Source organism: Estrella lausannensis (genome assembly GCF_900000175.1).
GTDB lineage: Bacteria > Chlamydiota > Chlamydiia > Chlamydiales > Criblamydiaceae > Estrella > Estrella lausannensis.
In genome coordinates this window covers 415,479-436,008 of the sequence record NZ_CWGJ01000011.1, presented here as the reverse complement: position 1 = coordinate 436,008, position 20,530 = coordinate 415,479, and the positions used below count along the sequence as shown (strand labels likewise).

The 20,530-nt window shown below is 48.5% G+C and carries 19 protein-coding genes, 1 tRNA gene and 1 pseudogene; 9 read left to right on the top strand and 12 right to left on the bottom strand.

What is annotated here, in order from left to right; genetic code table 11:
* Positions 1–871: 871 nt before the first annotated feature.
* The 5 genes from ELAC_RS04905 to msrA all read left to right on the top strand — a co-directional run bounded on the left by ELAC_RS04905 (position 872) and on the right by msrA (position 7,108).
* Positions 872–2,353 (top strand): RimK family protein, encoded by a 1,482-nt coding sequence (locus ELAC_RS04905; protein ID WP_098038154.1) that lies wholly within the window; start codon positions 872–874, stop codon positions 2,351–2,353.
* Positions 2,346–3,581, top strand: a complete 1,236-nt coding sequence (locus ELAC_RS04900) for a carboxylate-amine ligase (protein ID WP_098038153.1) — start codon at positions 2,346–2,348, stop codon at positions 3,579–3,581. Before ELAC_RS04905 ends, ELAC_RS04900 begins: the two co-directional genes overlap by 8 nt.
* A gap of 177 nt (positions 3,582–3,758) precedes the next feature.
* Positions 3,759–4,502 (top strand): C39 family peptidase, encoded by a 744-nt coding sequence (locus ELAC_RS04895; RefSeq protein WP_098038152.1) that lies wholly within the window; start codon positions 3,759–3,761, stop codon positions 4,500–4,502.
* Between the two features lie 342 nt (positions 4,503–4,844).
* A complete protein-coding gene (ade, locus tag ELAC_RS04885; protein WP_098038150.1) occupies positions 4,845–6,491 on the top strand; it encodes an adenine deaminase in 1,647 nt (548 codons plus the stop codon).
* A 62-nt stretch (positions 6,492–6,553) separates the two neighbouring features.
* Positions 6,554–7,108 (top strand): peptide-methionine (S)-S-oxide reductase MsrA, encoded by a 555-nt coding sequence (msrA, locus tag ELAC_RS04880; RefSeq protein ID WP_204250532.1) that lies wholly within the window; start codon positions 6,554–6,556, stop codon positions 7,106–7,108.
* Between the two features lie 6 nt (positions 7,109–7,114).
* Here the strand turns inward: msrA and ELAC_RS04875 are convergent, their stop codons facing one another.
* Positions 7,115–7,999, bottom strand: coding sequence for an alpha/beta hydrolase (locus ELAC_RS04875; RefSeq protein ID WP_158227810.1), 885 nt, complete (start codon positions 7,997–7,999; stop codon positions 7,115–7,117).
* Positions 8,000–8,153: 154 nt separating this feature from the next.
* On the opposite strand from ELAC_RS04875, the pseudogene ELAC_RS11980 reads away from it, so the two are divergent.
* Positions 8,154–8,567 (top strand): annotated as a pseudogene (locus ELAC_RS11980) (trehalase-like domain-containing protein); the annotation flags it as partial.
* 63 nt (positions 8,568–8,630) lie between these two features.
* Positions 8,631–9,977: a glycoside hydrolase family 15 protein gene (locus tag ELAC_RS11975; protein WP_338030003.1), complete on the top strand. Its 1,347-nt coding sequence runs from the start codon at positions 8,631–8,633 to the stop codon at positions 9,975–9,977.
* Between the two features lie 4 nt (positions 9,978–9,981).
* Here the strand turns inward: ELAC_RS11975 and ELAC_RS04865 are convergent, their stop codons facing one another.
* Together ELAC_RS04865 and ELAC_RS04860 are read right to left on the bottom strand one after the other, a co-directional pair.
* On the bottom strand, positions 9,982–10,704 hold the full coding sequence (locus tag ELAC_RS04865) for an SDR family oxidoreductase (protein WP_098038147.1): 723 nt from the start codon (positions 10,702–10,704) through the stop codon (positions 9,982–9,984).
* Between the two features lie 273 nt (positions 10,705–10,977).
* The gene (locus ELAC_RS04860; RefSeq protein ID WP_098038146.1) at positions 10,978–11,718 is read right to left on the bottom strand and encodes a hypothetical protein; all 741 of its coding nucleotides are present in this window, start codon (positions 11,716–11,718) and stop codon (positions 10,978–10,980) included.
* A gap of 259 nt (positions 11,719–11,977) precedes the next feature.
* On the opposite strand from ELAC_RS04860, the gene ELAC_RS04855 reads away from it, so the two are divergent.
* Complete coding sequence (locus ELAC_RS04855) at positions 11,978–12,763, top strand: hypothetical protein (protein WP_143406443.1); 786 nt, start codon at positions 11,978–11,980, stop codon at positions 12,761–12,763.
* A gap of 18 nt (positions 12,764–12,781) precedes the next feature.
* Here the strand turns inward: ELAC_RS04855 and ELAC_RS04850 are convergent, their stop codons facing one another.
* Genes ELAC_RS04850 through ELAC_RS04840 form a run of 3 tightly spaced genes read right to left on the bottom strand, consistent with a single transcriptional unit; the run spans position 12,782 to position 14,481 of the window.
* The gene (locus tag ELAC_RS04850; protein ID WP_098038144.1) at positions 12,782–13,147 is read right to left on the bottom strand and encodes an MOSC domain-containing protein; all 366 of its coding nucleotides are present in this window, start codon (positions 13,145–13,147) and stop codon (positions 12,782–12,784) included.
* A complete protein-coding gene (locus ELAC_RS04845) occupies positions 13,041–13,595 on the bottom strand; it encodes an MOSC N-terminal beta barrel domain-containing protein (protein WP_158227809.1) in 555 nt (184 codons plus the stop codon). The genes ELAC_RS04850 and ELAC_RS04845 overlap by 107 nt, the downstream gene beginning before the upstream one ends.
* 7 nt (positions 13,596–13,602) lie before the next feature.
* The gene (locus tag ELAC_RS04840) at positions 13,603–14,481 is read right to left on the bottom strand and encodes a GNAT family N-acetyltransferase (RefSeq protein ID WP_098038143.1); all 879 of its coding nucleotides are present in this window, start codon (positions 14,479–14,481) and stop codon (positions 13,603–13,605) included.
* A gap of 146 nt (positions 14,482–14,627) precedes the next feature.
* On the opposite strand from ELAC_RS04840, the gene ELAC_RS04835 reads away from it, so the two are divergent.
* On the top strand, positions 14,628–16,079 hold the full coding sequence (locus ELAC_RS04835) for a catalase (protein ID WP_098038142.1): 1,452 nt from the start codon (positions 14,628–14,630) through the stop codon (positions 16,077–16,079).
* A gap of 217 nt (positions 16,080–16,296) precedes the next feature.
* Here ELAC_RS04835 and ELAC_RS04830 read toward each other — a convergent pair.
* The 6 genes from ELAC_RS04830 to ELAC_RS11825 all read right to left on the bottom strand — a co-directional run bounded on the left by ELAC_RS04830 (position 16,297) and on the right by ELAC_RS11825 (position 20,348).
* A tRNA-Ser gene (locus tag ELAC_RS04830) sits at positions 16,297–16,383 on the bottom strand.
* A 151-nt stretch (positions 16,384–16,534) separates the two neighbouring features.
* Positions 16,535–18,109: a ribonuclease Y gene (gene rny, locus ELAC_RS04825; RefSeq protein WP_098038141.1), complete on the bottom strand. Its 1,575-nt coding sequence runs from the start codon at positions 18,107–18,109 to the stop codon at positions 16,535–16,537.
* Positions 18,110–18,120: 11 nt separating this feature from the next.
* Entirely contained in the window at positions 18,121–19,479 is a 1,359-nt protein-coding gene (locus tag ELAC_RS04820) for a hemolysin family protein (protein ID WP_098038140.1), read from the bottom strand.
* Positions 19,480–19,484: 5 nt separating this feature from the next.
* Positions 19,485–19,958, bottom strand: a complete 474-nt coding sequence (gene ybeY / locus ELAC_RS04815) for an rRNA maturation RNase YbeY (RefSeq protein ID WP_158227808.1) — start codon at positions 19,956–19,958, stop codon at positions 19,485–19,487.
* A 42-nt stretch (positions 19,959–20,000) separates the two neighbouring features.
* Complete coding sequence (locus ELAC_RS04810; RefSeq protein ID WP_098038138.1) at positions 20,001–20,162, bottom strand: small basic protein; 162 nt, start codon at positions 20,160–20,162, stop codon at positions 20,001–20,003.
* Positions 20,163–20,174: 12 nt separating this feature from the next.
* Positions 20,175–20,348 (bottom strand): hypothetical protein, encoded by a 174-nt coding sequence (locus ELAC_RS11825; protein ID WP_204250531.1) that lies wholly within the window; start codon positions 20,346–20,348, stop codon positions 20,175–20,177.
* Positions 20,349–20,530: the final 182 nt, after the last annotated feature.

Sequence of the window (20,530 nt, the reverse complement as noted above, 5' to 3'; positions counted from 1 at the left end):
GTAGTCTTTGGTAAATGTTAGCCCCGAATCGGCACCGAACGTGTTTTAGAGACTTTTCAAAACTTAACATCAGTGGCTTTGCCGCTGAATTGAGCTTTAAAGCCCAATTCAGCGAACAAATCATACGATTTCAATTTGCGGACAGTCTCTTAAGATTGGGGTTTGGCAATGAGAGACCTCTTGCCCAAGAAAGAGAGCTATCAACCCGTGGGCGGCCTGCAATCTTCCATCCCAAGGTTTTCTATAAAGCCGCAATGCCAAATTTTGATAGGCTTTCGGTAAGAGTTTGTGGGCAGTCTCCAAAAGCTGATTAATTAATTGATGAAAGTGTCTTCAATGTATTCGCTTCCCTTAATCCTGACAAGAGGCAAACATTTCAAATAGCGCAGTCGCTCTTTTTTTCTCTTTAAAGTTTCTAGGGATCTGCTATCATTTTTGTTTGATGGGAATATTCTTTTTCTCAATCCCTTTCTTGACTTTTTTTTAGACCATAGTAATTTGTAAATCTTTACGGGCATCCGGGACATAGCAGCAGCGTTTGAAGAAACGAACTTATTGCCAGCTTTTTACATTCAATCAAGCTGGGGAGCATGTTTTTTTTGAGATCCAGTGAAAGTAAGGTGTGAAACTTAAGGGAAGACGCAGAGCGCTTTGCCAAGATATCATTGATGGACTGGGTAAGTGGACGGACTCCGAGATTTTTTTCATGCTTTTATAGATTGACAGCCGATTTATACTGAAAGTATCTTGAAATTTGGCAGAGGAGCTTTCTTTCTCGAAACCAAATTTTGAGACACTTTCGATATAACCCTGCGTTCGAACAACCAGGGGTACTGTTTTTGAATAAGTGAACCGATTCCCTGGGAATGCAATGGTAAAAACCGTCATCGTCGTCGATAAGTTATCCGACTGGACGTGGGACGGCCTCGAAGTCGAGGTTGTAACAGCCGATCAGTACTTGAAAGGTGGGCAATATGAGAAGGTGGGAAACGTCCACCTCTTGAATCTCTGCCGCTCTTTTTCCTACCAAAAAAGGGGGTATTACGTCTCCTTGGTCGCTTCGGCGAGAGGCCATAAGCCGCAGCCGAGCATGCACTGCATTGCTGATTTCAATTCACAGTCCACTCTCAAAAGGTTGCTCTCCTCGGAATTTGATGAGTTGATCCAGTCGAGCCTAAACCACATTTACTCGACAAGTTTTGTCCTAAGCGTCTATTTCGGAAAAAACTTAGCCAAGTGCTACGACAGGCTGGCGACGTACATTTTCAAGCAGTTCCCTGTCCCTTTCCTCCAGGCTAAATTCACTAAAACCAAAGACAAGTGGACGCTTTCGTCTCTGACGCCGATAGGTCCTCATCAGATACCCGACTTTCACAAAGAATTTGTTCTAGAGCAGACGAAAAGATATCTTTCGCAAAAAAAAGTATATGGAGCCATCAAGAGAAAAAACTCCATCTTCGACCTCGCGATTTTAGTCGACCCCGAAGAGGAGCACCCGCCATCGAACAAGAAGGCCATGAAAAAATTTGAGAAGGCCGCGGAAGCGCTGGGTTTTTCGGTGGAGTTTATTCAAAAATCAGATTTTGGGCGCGTTGCCGAGTTCGATGCTCTATTCATTCGTGCGACAACAAGCGTCAATCACTATACCTACCGTTTCTCAAGGCGTGCCTATGCCAACGGGATAGAGGTTGTCGATGATCCGCTTTCCATCCTGCGCTGCTGCAATAAAATATACCTCTATGAGCTATTGACGAGGCATCAGTTGCCTACCCCAGAGACTAGGCTTTGCGATCTGAGCATGCTGAAAGAAACAGCCGCCTCCATCACTTATCCGGTGGTTTTAAAAGAGCCTGACGGCTCTTTTTCCCAGGGAGTATTCAAAGCCGAGAACCCCCAGGAGTTTGAGCTGATTGCCAAAAAGATGCTCGACAAGTCCGAGCTGATATTGATCCAACAGTTCATGCCATCGGAATATGACTGGAGGATCGGGGTGCTCGACGGCCAGCCGCTTTTCGCATGCAAATATTTTATGGCAAAAGATCACTGGCAAATTTATAAGAAGAAGGGGTCGGGCAAAGTCGAAGAGGGCGATGCCGATCCCCTCCAGATTAAAGAGGTGCCGAAAAAAGCTCTGCAGCTTGCTATCAAAGCATCCAATCTGATTGGCAAGGGCCTCTATGGAGTGGATATGAAAGAGGTCGGGGGCAATTTTTATATTATTGAAGTGAACGACAATCCGAACATCGACGCCGGTTGCGAGGATGCTGTACTAGGAGATGAGCTTTACCTATCGGTAATGCGCGTGTTCTATAACAGGATCCAGGAAAAGAGGCGTTTTTTCACCTATGTCTAGCGATGTAATGAAAGAATATAAATACTCCTTGTTTAAAGTGTTCGGCGTAGAGCTCGAATACATGATGGTAGACCGGGAGACCCTTGATATACTTCCGGCTGTCGATACACTTTTTAAAGAGATCGCCGGAGAAATTACCTCTGAGATTGAGGGCGATGTTCTTTCGCTTAACAATGAACTTGCTCTTCATGTTGTCGAGCTTAAGACGACAACTCCCGTACCGGCCCTTTCGGGTCTCTCGGAGGAATTTCAGAGGAAAATACGGGAGCTCAACAAGCTTTTGAGCGCAATGGGCGGGTGCCTGATGCCGACGGCGATGCACCCTTGGATGGATCCTCACAAGGAAACAAAGCTATGGCCTCACGGCTCATCGGAGATCTATAACGCTTTCAATGCCATTTTCAATTGCAAGGGTCATGGATGGGGCAACTTGCAGAGCGCTCACCTGAATTTACCCTTTAAATCGGAAGAAGAGTTTGTCAAGCTGCACAGCGCTATTAGGATCGTCCTTCCACTGATTCCTCTCATCGCCGCCTCGTCGCCTTACGCTGACGGGCACAAGACCGGCCTTAAAGACACAAGGCTTAATGTCTATCTTTCCAATTGCAAGCGTATCTTCTCCGTGACCGGCCACGCCATTCCGGAATCTTGCGCCTCTTATGAAGACTATGAGAGGAAAATATTAGGCAGGATCTATGAGGATTTGTCGCCTTTTGATCCGGAAGGTGTGCTGCGCCATGAGTGGGTAAACGCGAGAGGTGCCATTACGCGGTTTGAGAGGGGATCGATCGAGATCAGGTTGGTCGACATTCAGGAAGAGCCCCGCCAGGATATGGCCATCCTTGACTTTTTATCGCGACTGACAAAGTTTCTCTCCGACAAGGGACGCCAGGCAATTGATTTGTTCAACTCTTTCGAAGAAGAGAGGCTGAAGGGGATTTTGCTGAGGGGGATTCAATCCGGAGAGGATGCGCTGATCGAGGACAGGGAATACCTTTCTTTATTCGGCCTGCAAAGAAGTGCGTCGGGCAATGAGATCATACGGCATATTGTCGACAATCTGATCGGACCGTCGAAGGACTACAAAGAGGCTATGGACATCTTGGTGCAGGAGGGTACCTTAGCGACAAGATTGCTCAAAAATGAAGCAAAAAACCACGCTCAGCTTAAAGAGAAATACAAAAAGTTGTGCCGCTGCCTGGATCGGGGAGAACCCTACCTACCCTAAATATACCGAAAGTGTCTCAATATTTGGTTTTGGCAAAGAGAATTCTCCCCAAGATTGAAGGATCCCAAAACATCTATGCATTAGGTGACTTGTGATCTTTCAATCTTGGAGGCGCTCTCACAGGACTCATGCCAAATTTTGAGATGTTTTCGGCATAGAACGAGAATATGAGGCATCATGACCGGTAAAAGACTGAAAATTAAAAGCCAGCCCACGGACAGCACCTGCGGACCTACCTGCCTTAAAGCTATCTACGATTATTACGACCTCCCGATTGAATTGGACAGAATCATCGAAGAAGTGCACAGCCTGGAAACAGGGGGCACGCTTGAGGTTTTCTTAGGGATACACGCCTTGGACCATGGCTTCAAAGTCAAGATGTACACCTATAATCTGGAAGTGTTTGACCCGACCTGGTTTTTCCCAAAACCCCTTGATACGAAGCATATTATCGAAAAGCTGCAGCAGCAAATTGAAGCTAAAAAGAAGAGAAAGCTTGAGGTTGCCTGCAAAGCCTACATCGAGTTTTTGCAGAAAGGGGGCAAAATCATGATGCAGGATCTGTCCGGAAACCTGATTTTGCGTTACCTGAAAAGGAGAATTCCGATCCTTACGGGCCTGTCGTCGACCTATCTCTATAAATGCGCGCGGGAATATATTCAGGAGGGTAAACAACACCGGAGCGATATCTTAGGACACTCTGAAGGTCACTTTGTCGTGTTGGAAGGCTATGACAAGGAGACTAAAATTGTCACGTTGATGGACCCTTGGCCGGACAACCCCTATTCGAGAGACCAGCGCTACTCTCTTTCCCGAGATCATTTGATGACGGCGATCATGCTCGGTGTCTTGACTTATGACGCTAATCTGATGATTATCACCAGAAAAGAAAACCACGATGAGCTGACAAACGGATTCTAGGGTCTCTATTGGATCAGTCTAAGAGGCTGTCCACAAGCTGAGCCCATGATGGGTTTCTTTGGCAAGGAGATGGCTCTTTTCGGTTTATACCGAAAGTATCTCAAAACTTGGGATTTTGGCTTTGAGAAAGCCTCGGGATTGAATGATCGTAAGCCACCTCATGTTTCTAATATTAGGTGGCTTACGATCATTCAATCGCGAGAGCTTTCTCTTTGCCAAAAACCAAATTTTGAGACACTTTCGGTATAGATAATCAAAAGAAAATGAATATAAATTAAGCTGCTTGATTAATTGATGGCACACCCGAATGTGCAATTAAGAATTTTTCACCGAGGTGATTTCATGGACTATTTCACAGTTGAAGGCAACTTGTTGGATTTAGACCGCAGGGAGATCTATCCGGCAGCCATCACCGTTCAGAACGGAAGAATCGAAGAAGTGAAACAAATTCCGAGGGGCGGGCCTGATTTTATCCTGCCGGGATTTGTCGACGCCCACGTGCACATCGAAAGTTCGATGCTGCTTCCATCGGAATTTGCCAGGCTGGCAACGCCGCATGGAACGGTCGCCACGGTGTCAGATCCCCATGAGATCGGCAACGTACTTGGCATCGAAGGCATTCGCTATATGATGCGGAATGCAAAAAAAACACCATTAAAAGTCTTTTTTGGAGCGCCCTCCTGCGTCCCGGCAACGGTTTTTGAGACAGCCGGTGCAGAGGTGACGGATGAGGATATAGAATCTCTTTTCAGGGACGATGGGCTTCTCTACCTCAGCGAGATGATGAATTACCCAGGTGTTATCCATAAAGACCAGGGTGTCTTAAAAAAAATCGAGGTGGCAAAGAGGTATGGCAGACCCATCGACGGCCATGCCCCGGGTCTGACCGGTAAAGAAGCAGAAGAGTATTTCAAAGCAGGCATATCCACTGATCATGAGTGTTTTACACTGGATGAAGCCACATTTAAGGCCTCGCTTGGAGTCCATATTCTTATTCGGGAGGGCTCGGCTGCAAAAAACTTCGAAGCGCTGCATCCGCTTTTTAAAACCCATCCCCGGCAGCTGATGCTCTGTTCGGATGACAAGCACCCAGATGACTTGCTTAGAGGTCATATCAATCAGCTGGCGGCAAGATGCCTTGCTAAGGGGTATCCTCTATTCGATGTGCTGGAAGCTGCCTGCAGGAATCCGGTCAGGCACTATGGTCTTCCCGTCGGACAGTTGAAGAGGGGAGATCCGGCCGATTTCATTGTGGTGAAAGACTTGAAGACGCTTGAAGTGGAGAAAACCTATATTGATGGCCAGCTGGTTGCTTTAAAAGGAAAAACAACGATACAAAGCGTTGAAGAGCAGCCTATCAACCACTTTAGAATCGGGAAGAAGCAGCCTAAAGATTTTAGCTTGAAATCAGAGGGTGGTAAGATGCGCGTGATCTCTGCGCTGCCCAATGAAATCGTTACCGATTCATTAATCGCTGTACCGAAGGTGGAGAACGGAGCGGTTGTCTCAGATGTTGTAAATGACATACTCAAAATAGCCGTCGTTAATCGCTATAAAGAAGCGCCTCCGGCAATCGGATTTATCAAGGGAATCGGCTTAAAAAAAGGGGCCCTGGCAGCCTCTGTCGCCCACGATTCACACAATATCATCGTTGTCGGCGTCGACGATGCCTCCATCACACAGGCAGTGAATGCCTTGATCGCAGAGGGTGGGGGTCTTTCAGTAGCTTACGCTGATGATGTGGAGGTGCTCTCATTGCCGGTTGCGGGTCTGATGTCTCTGAGGAGCGGTCAGGAAGTGGCTTCTGAATACGAGAGGTTGAATGCGAGGGCTAAGTCGCTAGGCACGCCTCTATACGCACCTTTCATGACTCTATCTTTCATGGCGCTTTTGGTCATTCCCAAGCTCAAGATGAGTGATAAAGGCCTGTTTGATGGCGAAGCGTTCAAACCCGCCTCGCTTTTTTTTGATTATGCCACAATTGTTTGACCGAAAGTGTTTCGAAATAACTGTGAGTCATTTTCTGTCTGTAATAGGAAAGGAGCTTTTTCATGAGGGCGAGTTCAATCAAGAAAGCGACCTTTGCCGGAGGGTGCTTCTGGTGCATGGAGCCTCCTTTTGAAGGTGTTGAAGGAGTGGTGGGCTTTCAGGTGGGCTATACAGGTGGAGCAGTGGCCAATCCCCGCTATGAAGAGGTTTCCACAGGCAAGACAGGGCATCTGGAAGCGATTCAGATTGTCTTTGATGAGGCAGTCGTGTCTTTCGATAGGCTCTTGCGGATCTTTTTTTTTAATATCGACCCTCTCGACCCGGAAGGCCAGTTTGTGGACAAGGGAAGCCAATATCAGACAGCTGTCTTTTACCACAGCGAGGAACAGAAAAAGGTTGCGCAGCAGGTAATTAAAGAGTTGATGGAGACCAGAAGGTTTTCCCGAATTGAGACAAAGTTGATTCCATACGTCTCTTTCTATCCGGCCGAAGAGTGGCACCAGCGCTTTCATAGAAAAAATAACGCACATTACGAGCGGTATAAAAGGGGATCGGGTAGAGAAGAGCGCCTTAAAGATATTTGGGGTCCTAAAGAGGGGTGTGAACCTTGTGGGTGATGCCTATCAAGAAGTGGTTGAACCTATACGCTCTTTAAGGAATGTAATCCAGTGATCCCTCGCTTCCGTCATGTGAGCCTCCGGATCCATCCAGACAGGGCCCTCGTCATGGAAGTGTCCGACATCCGCTTCGACAAAGGTGAAGAGTTCGGGCTTAGGATGAGCCTCGATCATCTTCTTTAGCCGATGGACATCATGGCCCGACATGCTGATGTCTTTTCTCCCCCGGAAAATAAACACGCGCGAGCGGCAATTCTCTAGTCGTTTCAAGGTGTTTAGCGGAAAGCACGACCGTGCCAGAAACTTCCCCACGATGCGGTAAAGTTTGTTAATCTTCTTTTTACACATGTAGTGATGCACAACATCGGGAAATGTCGCAAATGTGCGATCAAGGACGACGTCAATTCCTTGGGACCGGGCAATCTCTGCGACAATACCCCCGCCAAGAGAGTAGCCGTGCCCCAGAATCTCGTGAGGTGAAAAGCCTTTATCTTCCCGCAAAAAGCGATAGATCGCCTCGGCGTCTTGGATGAGGCCCTCTTCTGTCGGTGATCCGGTGCTGTTGCCGAAACCCCGATAATTAAAGACTACCACGTTGAATCCGAGATCATAATAGGCTTTAGCGATTGGATAGGAGTGGAGTTCGTGCGATTCGAGCCCTCCCGAGCAGATAAAAACCGCTTGGCCCGCCTTGGCGTGTTGGCTCGGCACAAAAATTGCTTCAAGATTTTGGCCGTCAACAGTTTTAATCAGATGCGGTTCGGCGGAGGGAATATTGTGAAAAAGCGCGCGATCCTCCTCTGAGACCTTTTTTGTCTCTTTGTTGGAGATGGCTTTCTCAACCACAATGGGAAGAAAAATGGATTTCAGAATGGATTGGATGCAATTCAAATCTTTTACGCGGTTTGAGAACCGCTCCTCCCTGCCTATTTTATTCGATACGCTGAATTCAAAAAAGTGTTATACCGAAAGTGTCTCAAATCTGGGGTTTTGAGACACTTTCGGTATATAAAGCAAAAGAGCCACTCATCATCTCAAGGGGGAAAGTATGCCATATCAGCCAATAGAAAACTATGGTGTCATCGGTGACTTACACACGTGTGCGCTTGTTGGAATGGACGGCTCCATCGACTTCATGTGTTTTCCCAACTTCGACTCTCCTTCACTTTTTGCAGCCCTTTTAGACGATAAGAAAGGCGGCAGATTCCGTATCAGCCCCGTCATGGATTCCCCCTCCTACAAACAGCTCTATTTTCCTGATTCTAACATTCTGCTCACCAGGTTTTTAAGTAAAAGCGGTATTTGCGAAGTCTCCGATTTCATGGTCATTGAAGAGGAGCGGAACGCGCACACCTTGGTTCGCAGGGCCAAGTCCGTGAGGGGCGAGATCAAGTTCCAGGTTCATTTCGATCCCCGTTTTGATTACGGCAGGTCAAGCTACAAGATCCAGCGGGGCGACAAAGAGCTCTACTTTGTCCCCGATGGCGTGGGTTTGCCAACCATACGCCTGAGAACCGACATTATGTTGCAAGAGTCGCCCGATGGAGGGATCAAGGGCGAGTTTGTCTTGCTGCCGGGTGAAACGATGTCCTTTGTCATGGAGGAGGCCAAGCCCCATGAGACCTCGCCGATCGGCAAACCCGACTTTGTCTCCAATTCCTTCAAGGGGACGTTGAATTTTTGGCAGAAGTGGATAGGCCAGTCGACCTACCAGGGACGTTGGAGAGAGATGGTGAATCGCTCCGCTCTATCGCTTAAGCTTCTGACATCGAGAAAATATGGATCGATGGTGGCCGCTCCAACCTTCGGTGTCCCGGAAGTAATTGGGGGCGAGCGCAATTGGGACTACCGCTACACCTGGATCCGTGACGCATCCTTTACCCTCTATTCATTGATGAGGCTCGGCTACATGGATGAGGCGCGCGCGTTCATGAGGTGGATTGAAGAGCGCTGCGGTGACTTAAACCCTGATGGTTCGCTGCAGATCATGTATGCGCTGGATGGTCACAAGGTACTTGTTGAAGAGACATTGGATCATCTTGAAGGATATATGGGTTCAAAGCCGGTGCGAGTCGGTAACGCCGCTTATAACCAGCTTCAGCTTGATATTTATGGCGAGTTGATGGACTCCGTGTATATCTACAATAAATTTGGAGAACCCATCTCGATAGATCTCTGGGAAAATTTGACACGCCTGATTAATTGGGTATGCGAAAACTGGCAAAAAAAAGACGAAGGGATTTGGGAAGTGCGCAGCGGCAAGCAGGAGTTTATCTACTCGAGGCTAATGTGCTGGGTGGCTATCGACCGGGGCATACGGCTTTCACAGAAGAGGTCATTTCCAGCCCCTCTTGATAAGTGGTACAAGACCCGGGACATCATCTATCATGAGATCGTCAAAGACTTTTGGAATCCCAGAGTCAAAGCGTTTGTCCAGCACAAAGGAGCGTCCTGCCTTGATGCGTCTTGTCTTTTGATGCCGATGGTTAAGTTTGTCGGGCCGACCGATCCTAAGTGGGTTTCGACAATGACGGGTATTAAGCGGGAGCTCGTAGATGATTCGCTGGTTTACCGTTATCGCCTTGGCGAAGGAGCTTCAACGGATGGACTTATGGGTGAAGAGGGGACTTTCAATCTCTGCTCGTTCTGGTACGTGGAGTGTTTATCAAGAGGGGGGGATGTTCACCAGGCACGTTTCTTTTTTGAGAAAATGCTAGGTTACGCCAATCACCTGGGTCTTTACGCCGAAGAGATGGGAGCCGATGGACGCCAGCTCGGCAATTTTCCCCAGGCTTTCACACACCTGGCTTTGATCAGCGCTGCCATTAACTTAAATAAGAACCTCTCGACGCATAAGATCAGCTGGTAACTCTTTACCAGGGAATCTCCTTCATATTGCGGAAGAACTTTCCTGTCGGGCCGCCCTCCGGGAGGGTGGCCAGCCAGACGGGCGTTTTGGCGCCCTGTTCGACGCTCAAAGGAGCGTTTAAACCGCCCATATCTGTTCTGACCCAACCGGGGCAGACAGCATTGACCAAAATGTTGTAGCCGCAGAGCTCTTTTGCCTGAAGGATCGTGACAGCATTGAGTGCAGCTTTAGATAAACGATAGGCGGGGGCGGTCAATGCTGAAGAGGGAGGCGATGCCGCCATGTCGTTCAAAGAACCCATGGTGGAGGAGATGTTGACGATCCTTCCATACCTGTTCTTCATCATGAGAGGGGCGAGGTGCTGTGTCAGCAAGAGGGGGGAGATTGTGTTTGTCTCCAGTGTCATCCTGAGGTCGCTCTCTGGTAGCTCGGAGAGTGTGGCATCCCTGTCCATTAGCACTCCTGCATTATTGACCAAGATATCGAGACGGTTAAACTCCTCTTCTATCCAGTCCTTGGCTGAGAGTATGTCATCGCGGTTGTTCACATCGAGTAATAGATGCACTACATTTAAGCCTTCGGTAGCGAGCTTATCTGCAGAGTCAGATCCGCTTTCCCGACGTGATGACATGATGACAAGATGTCCTTGTCTTGCCAGCTGTCTGGCAATTTCTTGTCCAAGGCCTTTGTTAGCCCCTGTGATGAGCGCAATTTTCTTATCTGACATAAAGCACATGCTCCTGATGTCTTGCGTTGGGATATTGGGATTGATCCGGCAAAAATTAAATCAGGGGAAGGGCTTAGCAGTTTCGGTATACCCGATAAAATAATCACTTAGATCCGGTTCCAAGCCGGCAAAGAGGAAACTCGGTTGAACCGGGACGCTGGTTTGGGGGAATTTCGCCGAAGCTCTCTTAAGAGCGGGCTCAACTCTTCCTCGCTGACTTTTTCAAGATCGCAAGGGAAGAGTTTTGCTGCAAGCGGAAAAAGAACCTTTCCTCTAGGTAAGATTTTTTCTTTGGAAAAAAACTTCTCCGAGAGATTTTTGCTGGTTTCTTCGTATGTCGTTGACGTAGATCAGAGCGCTCATCCCCATGCTTTCCACATAGTCCGTGTCGAAGTTGTAATCGGGAAAATCAATGGTCAGACCATCGTAAAGTGCTGTATACAAGATAGAAGCATCCTTTTGATAAGGTGCTATGCAAAGAGGAATAGGATATTTATCTTGCATGTGCTTGTAAAAACCGTTGGCGGCGACATAAGCGTAACATGTGATCGCGTAGTTGAGTATTTCCGGTACAACGTTGGGAGCCAGTGTGTAATTTTTTCTAAAAAACTGGATCAGCACATGGGATAATGTAATCCGATCCTTAGGCTCTTCCTCCGGAGTGATCTTGCGGTCTATAAACAGGTGCATAAAAGTCCAGACGATCTTAGTGATGTCTTGTGCCTGAGGCTTTTGAAGAGTTTTTAAAATTAGGGGGTCCTCGGCAGCGGACATCTGACGGTCCTTGGCGGCGGGCATCTGATAAAGGGCAGCACATACATCCTGTATTTTTTGGCGGCCCAGGATTTGCTGGGGAGTATCAAAGGATATCCATCCTCGGGAATTCAAGCGTGATGAATTGGACTCAATTAGATTGCAGGAAACGCGTTCAGGAACCTCGACTGGCCCGGGATAGGAACATTCCGGTGTGTAGAAAGTGGGCGAGAGTGGTGAGGCTGATTGCATTTCTTGCATTGTTTTAATTCCTTTATAGATTAAACGAACAGTCTATAGTAATACAAGTTTGCATTCAATGTAATAAATAGGAGGCTGCTTTCTTCCTATTTCCATTTATGATATTTTATTCCGAAAGAGTTTCCAAAGACGTGTATCGATCAATCATTTTAAGAGCTCACTTGCCGGGGAATGGCGGAAACAGTGGAAGAGAAGCAGAGGGAAGAAGCCCTTTTTTTTCGGTGGCGCTATCGCCTTTTTTGAGTGCACGGCGGGAGCATTGTTTCATTCGCTCCACATTCCTTTGACAGGGCAGTGGCTATCACTGATCCAGATCGGTCTGCTCTCGCTGGCATCGCGCTTTGACGTGGGTAGATCTCCTGTATTTGCAATGAATGCCTCGTCGTACGCAATGATCATCAAAGCTGCTGTGTCCCCCGGAAAAAAGTTGACCCCTATGGTGGCGATTTTCATACAAGGCGCCCTTTTTAACGCCCCTTTTTTTGTGTGCGGAACTTCTTTTTTCTCGCGTGTCCTGGGGGCCTTCCTGGCATCTTTATGGGGCGTTTTTCAGCCGCTTGCAACCTTATGGATTGTGTTTGGGGGCGATGCCTTCGACGCATGGGCAAAAGCACTAAGCTTCCTAGCGCTCGATCCTTCATCAACGCTGCTGCTGATTGTCGCAGTTAAAACGGGTCTTGCCATCGCAACCGCCGTCACGATCTCGCTTCTAAATCTGGATTATTTAACATCCCTTAGGGGGCGGCTGAAGAGTATTGGATTGACCGAAGCGTCCCCCGAGGGAGCCTCTTTGGAGTCATCTCTCTTTAGAAGAATGGGGAAACGAGTTTTTAAATGGCCGATGATGACCACCCTTTTGATCGTGCCTGTTGTTATTGCTGCCAACAAGCCTGACGCTTTTGTTGAAGGCACTCTGTATTTTATTGCCCGATCCTTTGCTGGCCTTCTCCTTCTGGAGGTGCTGCCGTGGGGAAGGCTCTTTTTATGGTTGCACCGAAAGTATCTCGAAAATTTATTTTGTCGCGGCCTCGATACAAAATTTTGATAGGCTCCCTGTGTAATATCACGCTACGGTGGTTAAGTGCACTTTGTCGCCAACAGAGATCACGGAAGCTCCTGTCAGGATGGCGTTCACTCCGAAGAGGATTTTCTTCTCTTGCGTGCGGAAGCTGGCCAGCGTTTTCAGCGGCTCAGCGCCGCGTTTGCAAGTGTTCGGGTCGACATTGACGATGCTGCAGCGGCCGCACGGTTTGACGAGATGAAAGAGGGCGCCGCCTATCTCAGCGCGCTTCCAGCAGTCTTCTTCAAATGGGGTTGTGCTCTCAATCACGATATTGGGCCTGAATCGGATCATATCGAGCTCCATCCCGGTTCGCATCGAGAGGTCTCTCAGAGAGGCTGTCGCAGCAAAGAGGTAGGGGGAATCCATCGACAAAGAGCGTGTTGTCCTGATCGGTGACTTTGTAACGGGGATCGACGAGGCGTATTTCTCCTTTTTTCATCCTGACGATGCTGCACTTTTCCCCCATGAAAGTGGAAATCCAGTCAGAGTGCCCCCTTGAAACTTCCTGAACCTGGCATTTATCATCCCAGATGATCCCTTCCTTGACCTCTCCCTCCGCTTCGAAGGGGATGATGATCTCGGGCAGATCAGGGGCGGATAGGGTGACCCCCTCCGGAGTGATCGCGGTTTTTATGCTTCCCATTTTTGGGTGCAGTCTTTGGGACATGAACTTGCCCTTCGAGTCAATGACCATCCATTCACGGTCGTGCTTAAAGCCTTCAGGAAAAGCCTCTGCTTGTGTAACTTGAATGCCTTTTGCCGACTTGAGCGGATATATGTACAAGCTGTGTACGTTATAGGCGGACTGCTCCATAGGGTCCTCACTTACTGGTTTGACTATCATTTCTCGTGTCTTGCAAGATCCCCCAGGAGAAGGTCTCTTCCGGCAGGCTGATCTCACTGACATTGATTGCCGGTTTTTTCTCCCTTGAGGTGAAGAGAGCGCGAAATCTTTCCGCCACAGCTTCTTTAACCCGCTCGGAAGTTAAGTTAAGGCGAAGACGTCCGGGGGTCACTTCCCAATATCTGGCGAGTATCTTCACTTTCGAGGCATAGGGCAGTTGCATCCAACGCTCTGGCGTGAGCTCCGCGGGCTTTTTGGGCTGGAAGCAGAATGCTGCGTAGAGGAATATGCCTTTATACGTTGTTTTGAGGGTGACTTTGTCTCCGCCTTTTGCATGAATGGCTTCAAGGGCAGAAGACAAAAGCAGGGTTCCGGCCCCTCTTCTCTGATAATTGGGAAGGACGTCAAGTGAATGAATATGCGCCAGCCCTCGCTTGGCTCCTTCAACGATAGTTTCAAAATGAATGGCGCCGATAACATCATGGGATTCATCCTCGAGCAGGGTCATTTCATGAACATGCTTTTTGTGGGTATAGGTGCCATCAGAGATTAGGGAGTCGAGTTCTTCTTCTCGGAGGTTTTTCTCAAATGCCAAGATACCGGAGTAGAGGTTCCTTTTGATATGGTCTGCATCCTGCCAGTGGGGCCGGCGCAGTGTCAGCTGAAGCTTCGCTGCGGCGATGGTCAGAAGCTGAAGGGGATGTTCGCCGAGCAGCGGTTTGATGGCGCACGCTCTTTCAACCTCTGACACCTCTTCATCCAGGAAAAGATTGGAGAGCCGCTCGTTTTCATGATCAGCTGAAGTGCTGTTATTTTTTGGGGGATAGGCTGGCTGGGTGATGGGACCAATCGTCATGATGTAATAATTCCGCTGAAATGGGTATGTGATTTTGCTCCTTGAGCCTGAAAAAGAAAAGAAAAATGAAAAAAATGAATGTAAAATATTTGTTGATAATTGCCGAGGGGCGCTCTATTTTGCTCTTAGTCTAGACGGAGGTCGATATGACAGATAAGCCCCCCCTATTAACTACGATGGCCGGGAACCCCGTTCCCGATAACCAAAATTCGATCACAGCAGGCCCAAGAGGCCCAGTTCTTCTGCAGGATGTGCATCTTATTGAGAAACTTGCGTTTCAAAACCGGGAACGCATTCCCGAGAGAGTTGTCCATGCCAAGGGGTGGGGAGCGTATGGATCGTTGACTGTCACCCAAGACATTACGAAATACACCAAGGCATCACCTTTTCAGAAAATTGGCAAAAAGACAGATCTTGTGATGCGGATGTCCACTGTTGCCGGCGAGCAGGGTGCTGCGGATGCCGAGAGAGATGTGCGCGGATTTGCCATCAAGTTTTACACGGAAGAGGGTAACTGGGATCTTGTCGGCAATAACACACCGGTTTTCTTTGTGCGCGATCCGTTGAAGTTCCCTGATTTTATCCGCACTCAAAAGAGGCACCCGAAGACTAACCTGCGCTCGCCCACGGCGATGTGGGATTTTTGGTCTCTTTCGCCTGAGTCGCTGCACCAGGTGACAATCCTTTTCTCGGACAGAGGACTTCCGCAGTCTGTTCGTTTTATGAACGGCTACGGGTCGCACACCTACAGCTTTATCAACGCAAAAGACGAGCGTTTCTGGGTGAAATTCCACTTCAAAACAATGCAGGGCCATAAGCATTGGACCAATGCCGAAGCGGCAAATGTCGTTGCGAAAACACGCGAATCTACCCAAGAGGACCTCTTCAATGCAATTGAAAAAAGGGAGTTTCCCAAATGGAAATTTTTCGTCCAGATCATGCCTGAGCATGAAGCGGAGAAGACCCCATACAATCCTTTTGACTTGACGAAGGTCTGGCCTCACGGTGATTACCCCTTGATTGAAGTGGGAGAGCTTGAGCTCAATAGAAATCCGGAGAACTACTTCGCTGAAATTGAGCAGGCGGCATTTTCTCCATCCAATTTCATCCCCGGCATTGGGTTTTCGCCAGACAAGATGCTGCAGGCGCGTGTCTTTGCTTACGCCGACGCCCACAGACATAGGCTCGGCACGCATTATGAGGCGCTTCCTGTGAACGCCGCCAAGTGCCCGATGCATAATTATCACAAAGACGGCGCCATGCGATTTTTCCCTAACTGTGAAAATCCGGACGCGTATTATGAGCCGAACAGCTTCATGGGCCCTAAAGAGGATAAGCGATATAAAGAGCCGCCTCTCAAGATATCCGGAGATGCGGACCGCTATGATCATCGTGTGGGAAATGACGACTACACACAGCCGGGGAATTTATTCCGCCTCTTTACGCCCGAGCAAAAAGAGCGCCTCTTTGCCAATATCGCCGACGCGATGCAGGGAGTGCCAGAGCACATAGTCGAGCGCCAGATTGGCCATTTCACCAAAGCCGATCCGGCTTATGGAGAAGGTGTTAGAAAAGCGCTGGATAAGAGAAAAAAATAGCATGAGACACTAAAAGCATCTCTCAATTAGTGATTTGGGATTACCCGAGATCCTCGGGGATCGACCAATCCCAAATCACTTCCAATGAAGCCATTCTTTAACTGTGAAGTTCAGTCAAAAGCCGAAATCTTAAATTTTTAGATACGTTGGATATATAGTCGATTCTGGTGGGGGATTTTGTAGGTGCCTGCCTTGGAGGGCAGTCTTGGGTAGGATACGGAAGAGGTAGGATTCGAACCTACGTCACTATCGCTAGTGAATCTGTTTTCGAGACAGACGCATTCGGCCACTCTGCCACTCTTCCACACTGTCAAAGGCACATTGTGCCAAAAACGGATATCTCTTTTCAAGGAAAGATAATTATTTAAATTTTTTCGAAGCTTATACCCAAATTCGGCAGCAAATCAGTATGGGGAGTTTGCCCCATAGGGTCAGAAGCTACAGTGGATAGTCTCTTAAAGGGCGTAGTCGATCACTCTTTGCTCACGGATAACCGAAACCTTGACTTTTCCCTGCAGGGGATATTCGGCTGATACTTTCTTACTGATTTCCCGGGATAGGGCGATGGCTCCTTCATCTGAGACTTTATCGGGTTCTACAAAAACATGGATTTCCCTGCCAGCCTGCAGGGCATACGCTTTCTCGACGCCAGCGAAAGTTTTGGCGATCTCTTCCAGTCTTCCGAGGCGTTTGACATAATCGTGCGCAGCCTCTGTGCGTGCTCCGGGACGTGCTGCCGAAAGGGTATCGGCGGCGGCGGTCAAAGCGCCTTCCCAAGTTATCGGCTCCATTTCCTGGTGGTGCGCTCCAATGCCGCTTGCGACATCTTCACCTTCGCCATACTGCAGGGCGAGGCGGTAGCCGATCATGGCGTGCGAGCCGTCCATTTCGTGGGTGACGGCTTTCCCCATATCATGGAGAAGGCCTATCCTTTTGGCAAGTTTGACGTCCAGCCCAAGCTCGGAAGCCATGAGTCCCATCAGATGGGAAACTTCGAGCGAGTGGTCCAGAACGTTTTGACCCATGCTATAGCGCAGTTTAAGACGTCCCAAGAGGTGGGTAAGCTCAGGATGCAGATTGAAGGCACCGGCTTCCGCCCAGGCCCCGGCTTCCGCCGCCGCTTCCTGTCCCCAGGTTTTGATGTTTGCGTCAGTTTTGTCTCTTGCCGCTTTAGCGGCCTCCTCAATCTTGGTTGGATGGATTCTGCCGTCGCGGATTAGCTCTTTGATTGCCTCTTTCGCCACATGCATCCGATAGGGGTCAAATCCGGAGATTACAAGCGCTTTTGGTGTCTCATCGAGGAGAATCGTCACTCCCAGCTCACGCTCGAGTGCCCGGATGTTGCGCCCTTCTTTGCCGATAATCCTGCCTTTCATCTCATCGCTGGGGAGGGCTATGGTATTGACAGTACACTCTGAAGCGAGGGGTCTTGCCATCCTTCCGATGGCTGTCACGATCGTTTTTTTTGCAAGGGCGTCTTCGGAAGCTTTGAGGGTTTGCTGCGCTTCCATCAAGGCTTTCTCAAGATCGGTGTGGATGGATGCTTTGGCCTCTTCTAAAAGTTGGGCTTGAGCATCCACAAGGGAGAGGTGGGCGCTCTTCTCAAGTTGCTCCAGTAATTTTTTTTCTTTATGCTGTAGGTCAGCCTTTAATTGGTGGAGCGTCAATTCGAGGTCTTTCAACGCAGCTTCTTTGCGCTCCGTCTCCTGACTCTTCTTTTCGATCTGCTGGGACCTAGAGGCGATCTTCTCTTCGCGATGTGCGATCTGATCTTCCCGTTCTTTGATTTTTTTGAGCTCTTTGTGGAGACGGTCTTCTAATTTGGTGCGTTCCTCATCCAGCCTGCTTTTGATCCGCTCTTCATTTTCATCAAATCGCTTTTGAGCTCTCTCTTCAGCGGCTTTGATGATACTGTCGCCAATTTCTTTAAATCCGCCCAGCTTCACCTTTTGGTAAATGAGCAGGCTGCAGGCGCTGAAGAGGGCTCCAAACAGGAATGTGAATGCGAGAAACAGAAGGTCTTCTTCCATTTTTATCAGCCTTAAGCTTTTTCGTCTTTCTGCTGCGTCTCTTCTGCGATGACGCGCGGTTTGATCTTAACTTTTTCCACCATGCGGTCGTTGGATCTTAAGACTTCGATGATAAATTCATCGCTTTCGACGGTGAATCCTTTGGGAGGGATCTCTCCCGTACATTGGAATAGATAGCCTGCCAAGGTGTCGAAATCACCCTCTTCCGGAATTTTGATCCCGAGTTGCTGCTCCACTTCCAGGAGAGTGATGGTTGCATCGACGATCCAGGCTCCGTCGGGCTGGGCGATGAATAGCTCTTCTTTTACATCGTATTCATCGGCGATCTGCCCGACGATGTCCTCAAGGATATCTTCTATGGTGATAATCCCTTCGGTGCCGCCGTATTCGTCGACCACGATGGCTAGGTGAACCTGCTTTTTTCTAAACTCCTGCAGCAGGGCGGAGATTCTTTTGGTTTCGGGTGTGTAGAGCGCAGGTTTCTGAATGGAGGAGATGGGGGCTTTGAGAATTTCCGGATTGCAGCCGTTCTCTTCATACTCCATATATTTTTTGAGGATATCTTTGTACATCAGGATGCCGACGATGTTGTCGACTGTCTCCTCATAGACTGGCACGCGGCTGTAGCCTTCGATGTCGAGGAGTTTTCCAGCTTCTTTAATGGTAGTCGTTGCATCAAGACTGAAGACATCAACCCTGGGAACCATCACTTCTCTGGTGAGGTGCCCGGAAAACGAGAGAACTGAGGAAATCAATTTCTTGTCGCTGTCTGTCAGCTCCTCTTTGAGATCCGCCTGGCGGATAATGCTGAAGAGCTCTCTTTTGACTTTCGATTCGGGCTCTTGCGTCGTGTCCAAATAGATGTTTCGCGAAAACGAGCGGGTAATCTTTAAAAAGACAAACGTGATCGGCAGCACGGTAAGAAGGAAAAAGGAGGATAAAAAGGCCATTTTATCCAGTGTTTTCGTCGGAAAACGCGTTCCGATGATGCGCGGAATCCAGTCGCCTAAGGAAAAAGAGAGGGCGCCAAAGAGCAGCAGCATCAGAAAGATGCCAAAGAACTTTAAATCCTGATGGCCGGCCTCGACCGTTGGGTTAGCTGCCTGAAAGAGGAAGAGTGCGGCGGAACCTGCGAAGAAAAAACGGGCCATATTCTGGGCACAGGTCGTGGCAAAAAAAAGACCCTCGTATTCATCGTGTGGAAAAAAAAACAGGTGAATGGGCCTGTAGAAGAACTTGCGGCCGATCGATTTCAAGATTTTGAGGCCTTCTTTCTCGTGAATGCTGCGGAGTGCTGCAGCCAGGCCTGTCAGGACAAACGTTCCGAGAAGCGAAAAGGCGGAAATTGCAAGTAATATGGCGGGAGTCAACTGGTTTAGCTCCTTGTGACAGTTTCTTTAGGAGAGAGCCATGCGTTCACTTCTTTTAGATAAGCCATCTCTTCTCTCTCTTTTCTTCTCATCAGGCTGCGGTCCTTTTTGTTTATATCATCATAGCCCAATAGATGCAAAAGCGCATGGATGATATAGAGGGTAAGTTCCTGATAGACCTCTTTGCCTCTTTTCTCGGAAAAAACAAGCGCGGTCTTGGGGCAGACAACAATGTCCCCGAGCACTAAGTCGCTTTGCCCTTTGACGATAGGGTCTACCGGGAAGGTCATGCAGTCAGTGGGGGAGGGGTCGTCGAAAAATTCGGCGTGCATGGCACGCATCTTTTTGTCGGTGACGAAGTGGACGGTGATTTCCGAAAAGGTAATTTTCCGCCGAGCGAAGAAGGTGAGAACCAAGTTGCGCACTTGGGCTCTATCGATAGCTAAATCTTTTTGACTGTTGGTGATGAATACTTTCACAGGAAATGTTCCACCGCCTTGCGACGACGGTGGAGTGATGGCTTACTGGAGAACAGGGGTTTTTGGAAGGCCGGTGACACGGCTATTTTTTCCCTCTTCCCAACGTCCTAATTTCTTGAGCACGTCGATGCGTTCAAATCTCTTGAGGACATTGCGTTTTTTTGTGGCTTTATTGGATTTGCCAAAACTTGGGTGTCTAGACATTGTACTCCGTCCTTATTTAATCTTTGGGATGAACATTTTTTTTGCGGCTTCCCCTTCGACAGCGGAGACTACAGGCTTGAAACCTTTAGGAAGGTTGTCCTTTTTGGGACCTGTTTTGGTCCTTGCGAGTTTGGGGCGTCTCGGGGATGTATTTCTTTTTTGCGCTTGCTTGCTGATGCGAACCATTATTGACTCCTATTAACGAATGCGTTGAGTATATCGATAAAAGTTTAAATGTGCAAGGATTGTTTTTGTGTCAAATCTCCTGGGGCAGAGCCCTTTTGCAGGCGAGGAAAGCCGGTTAGGATAGTTTAAAGTTATTTCTTTACACAATCCTTGTAAAAAAATGATTAATATAATATACTATT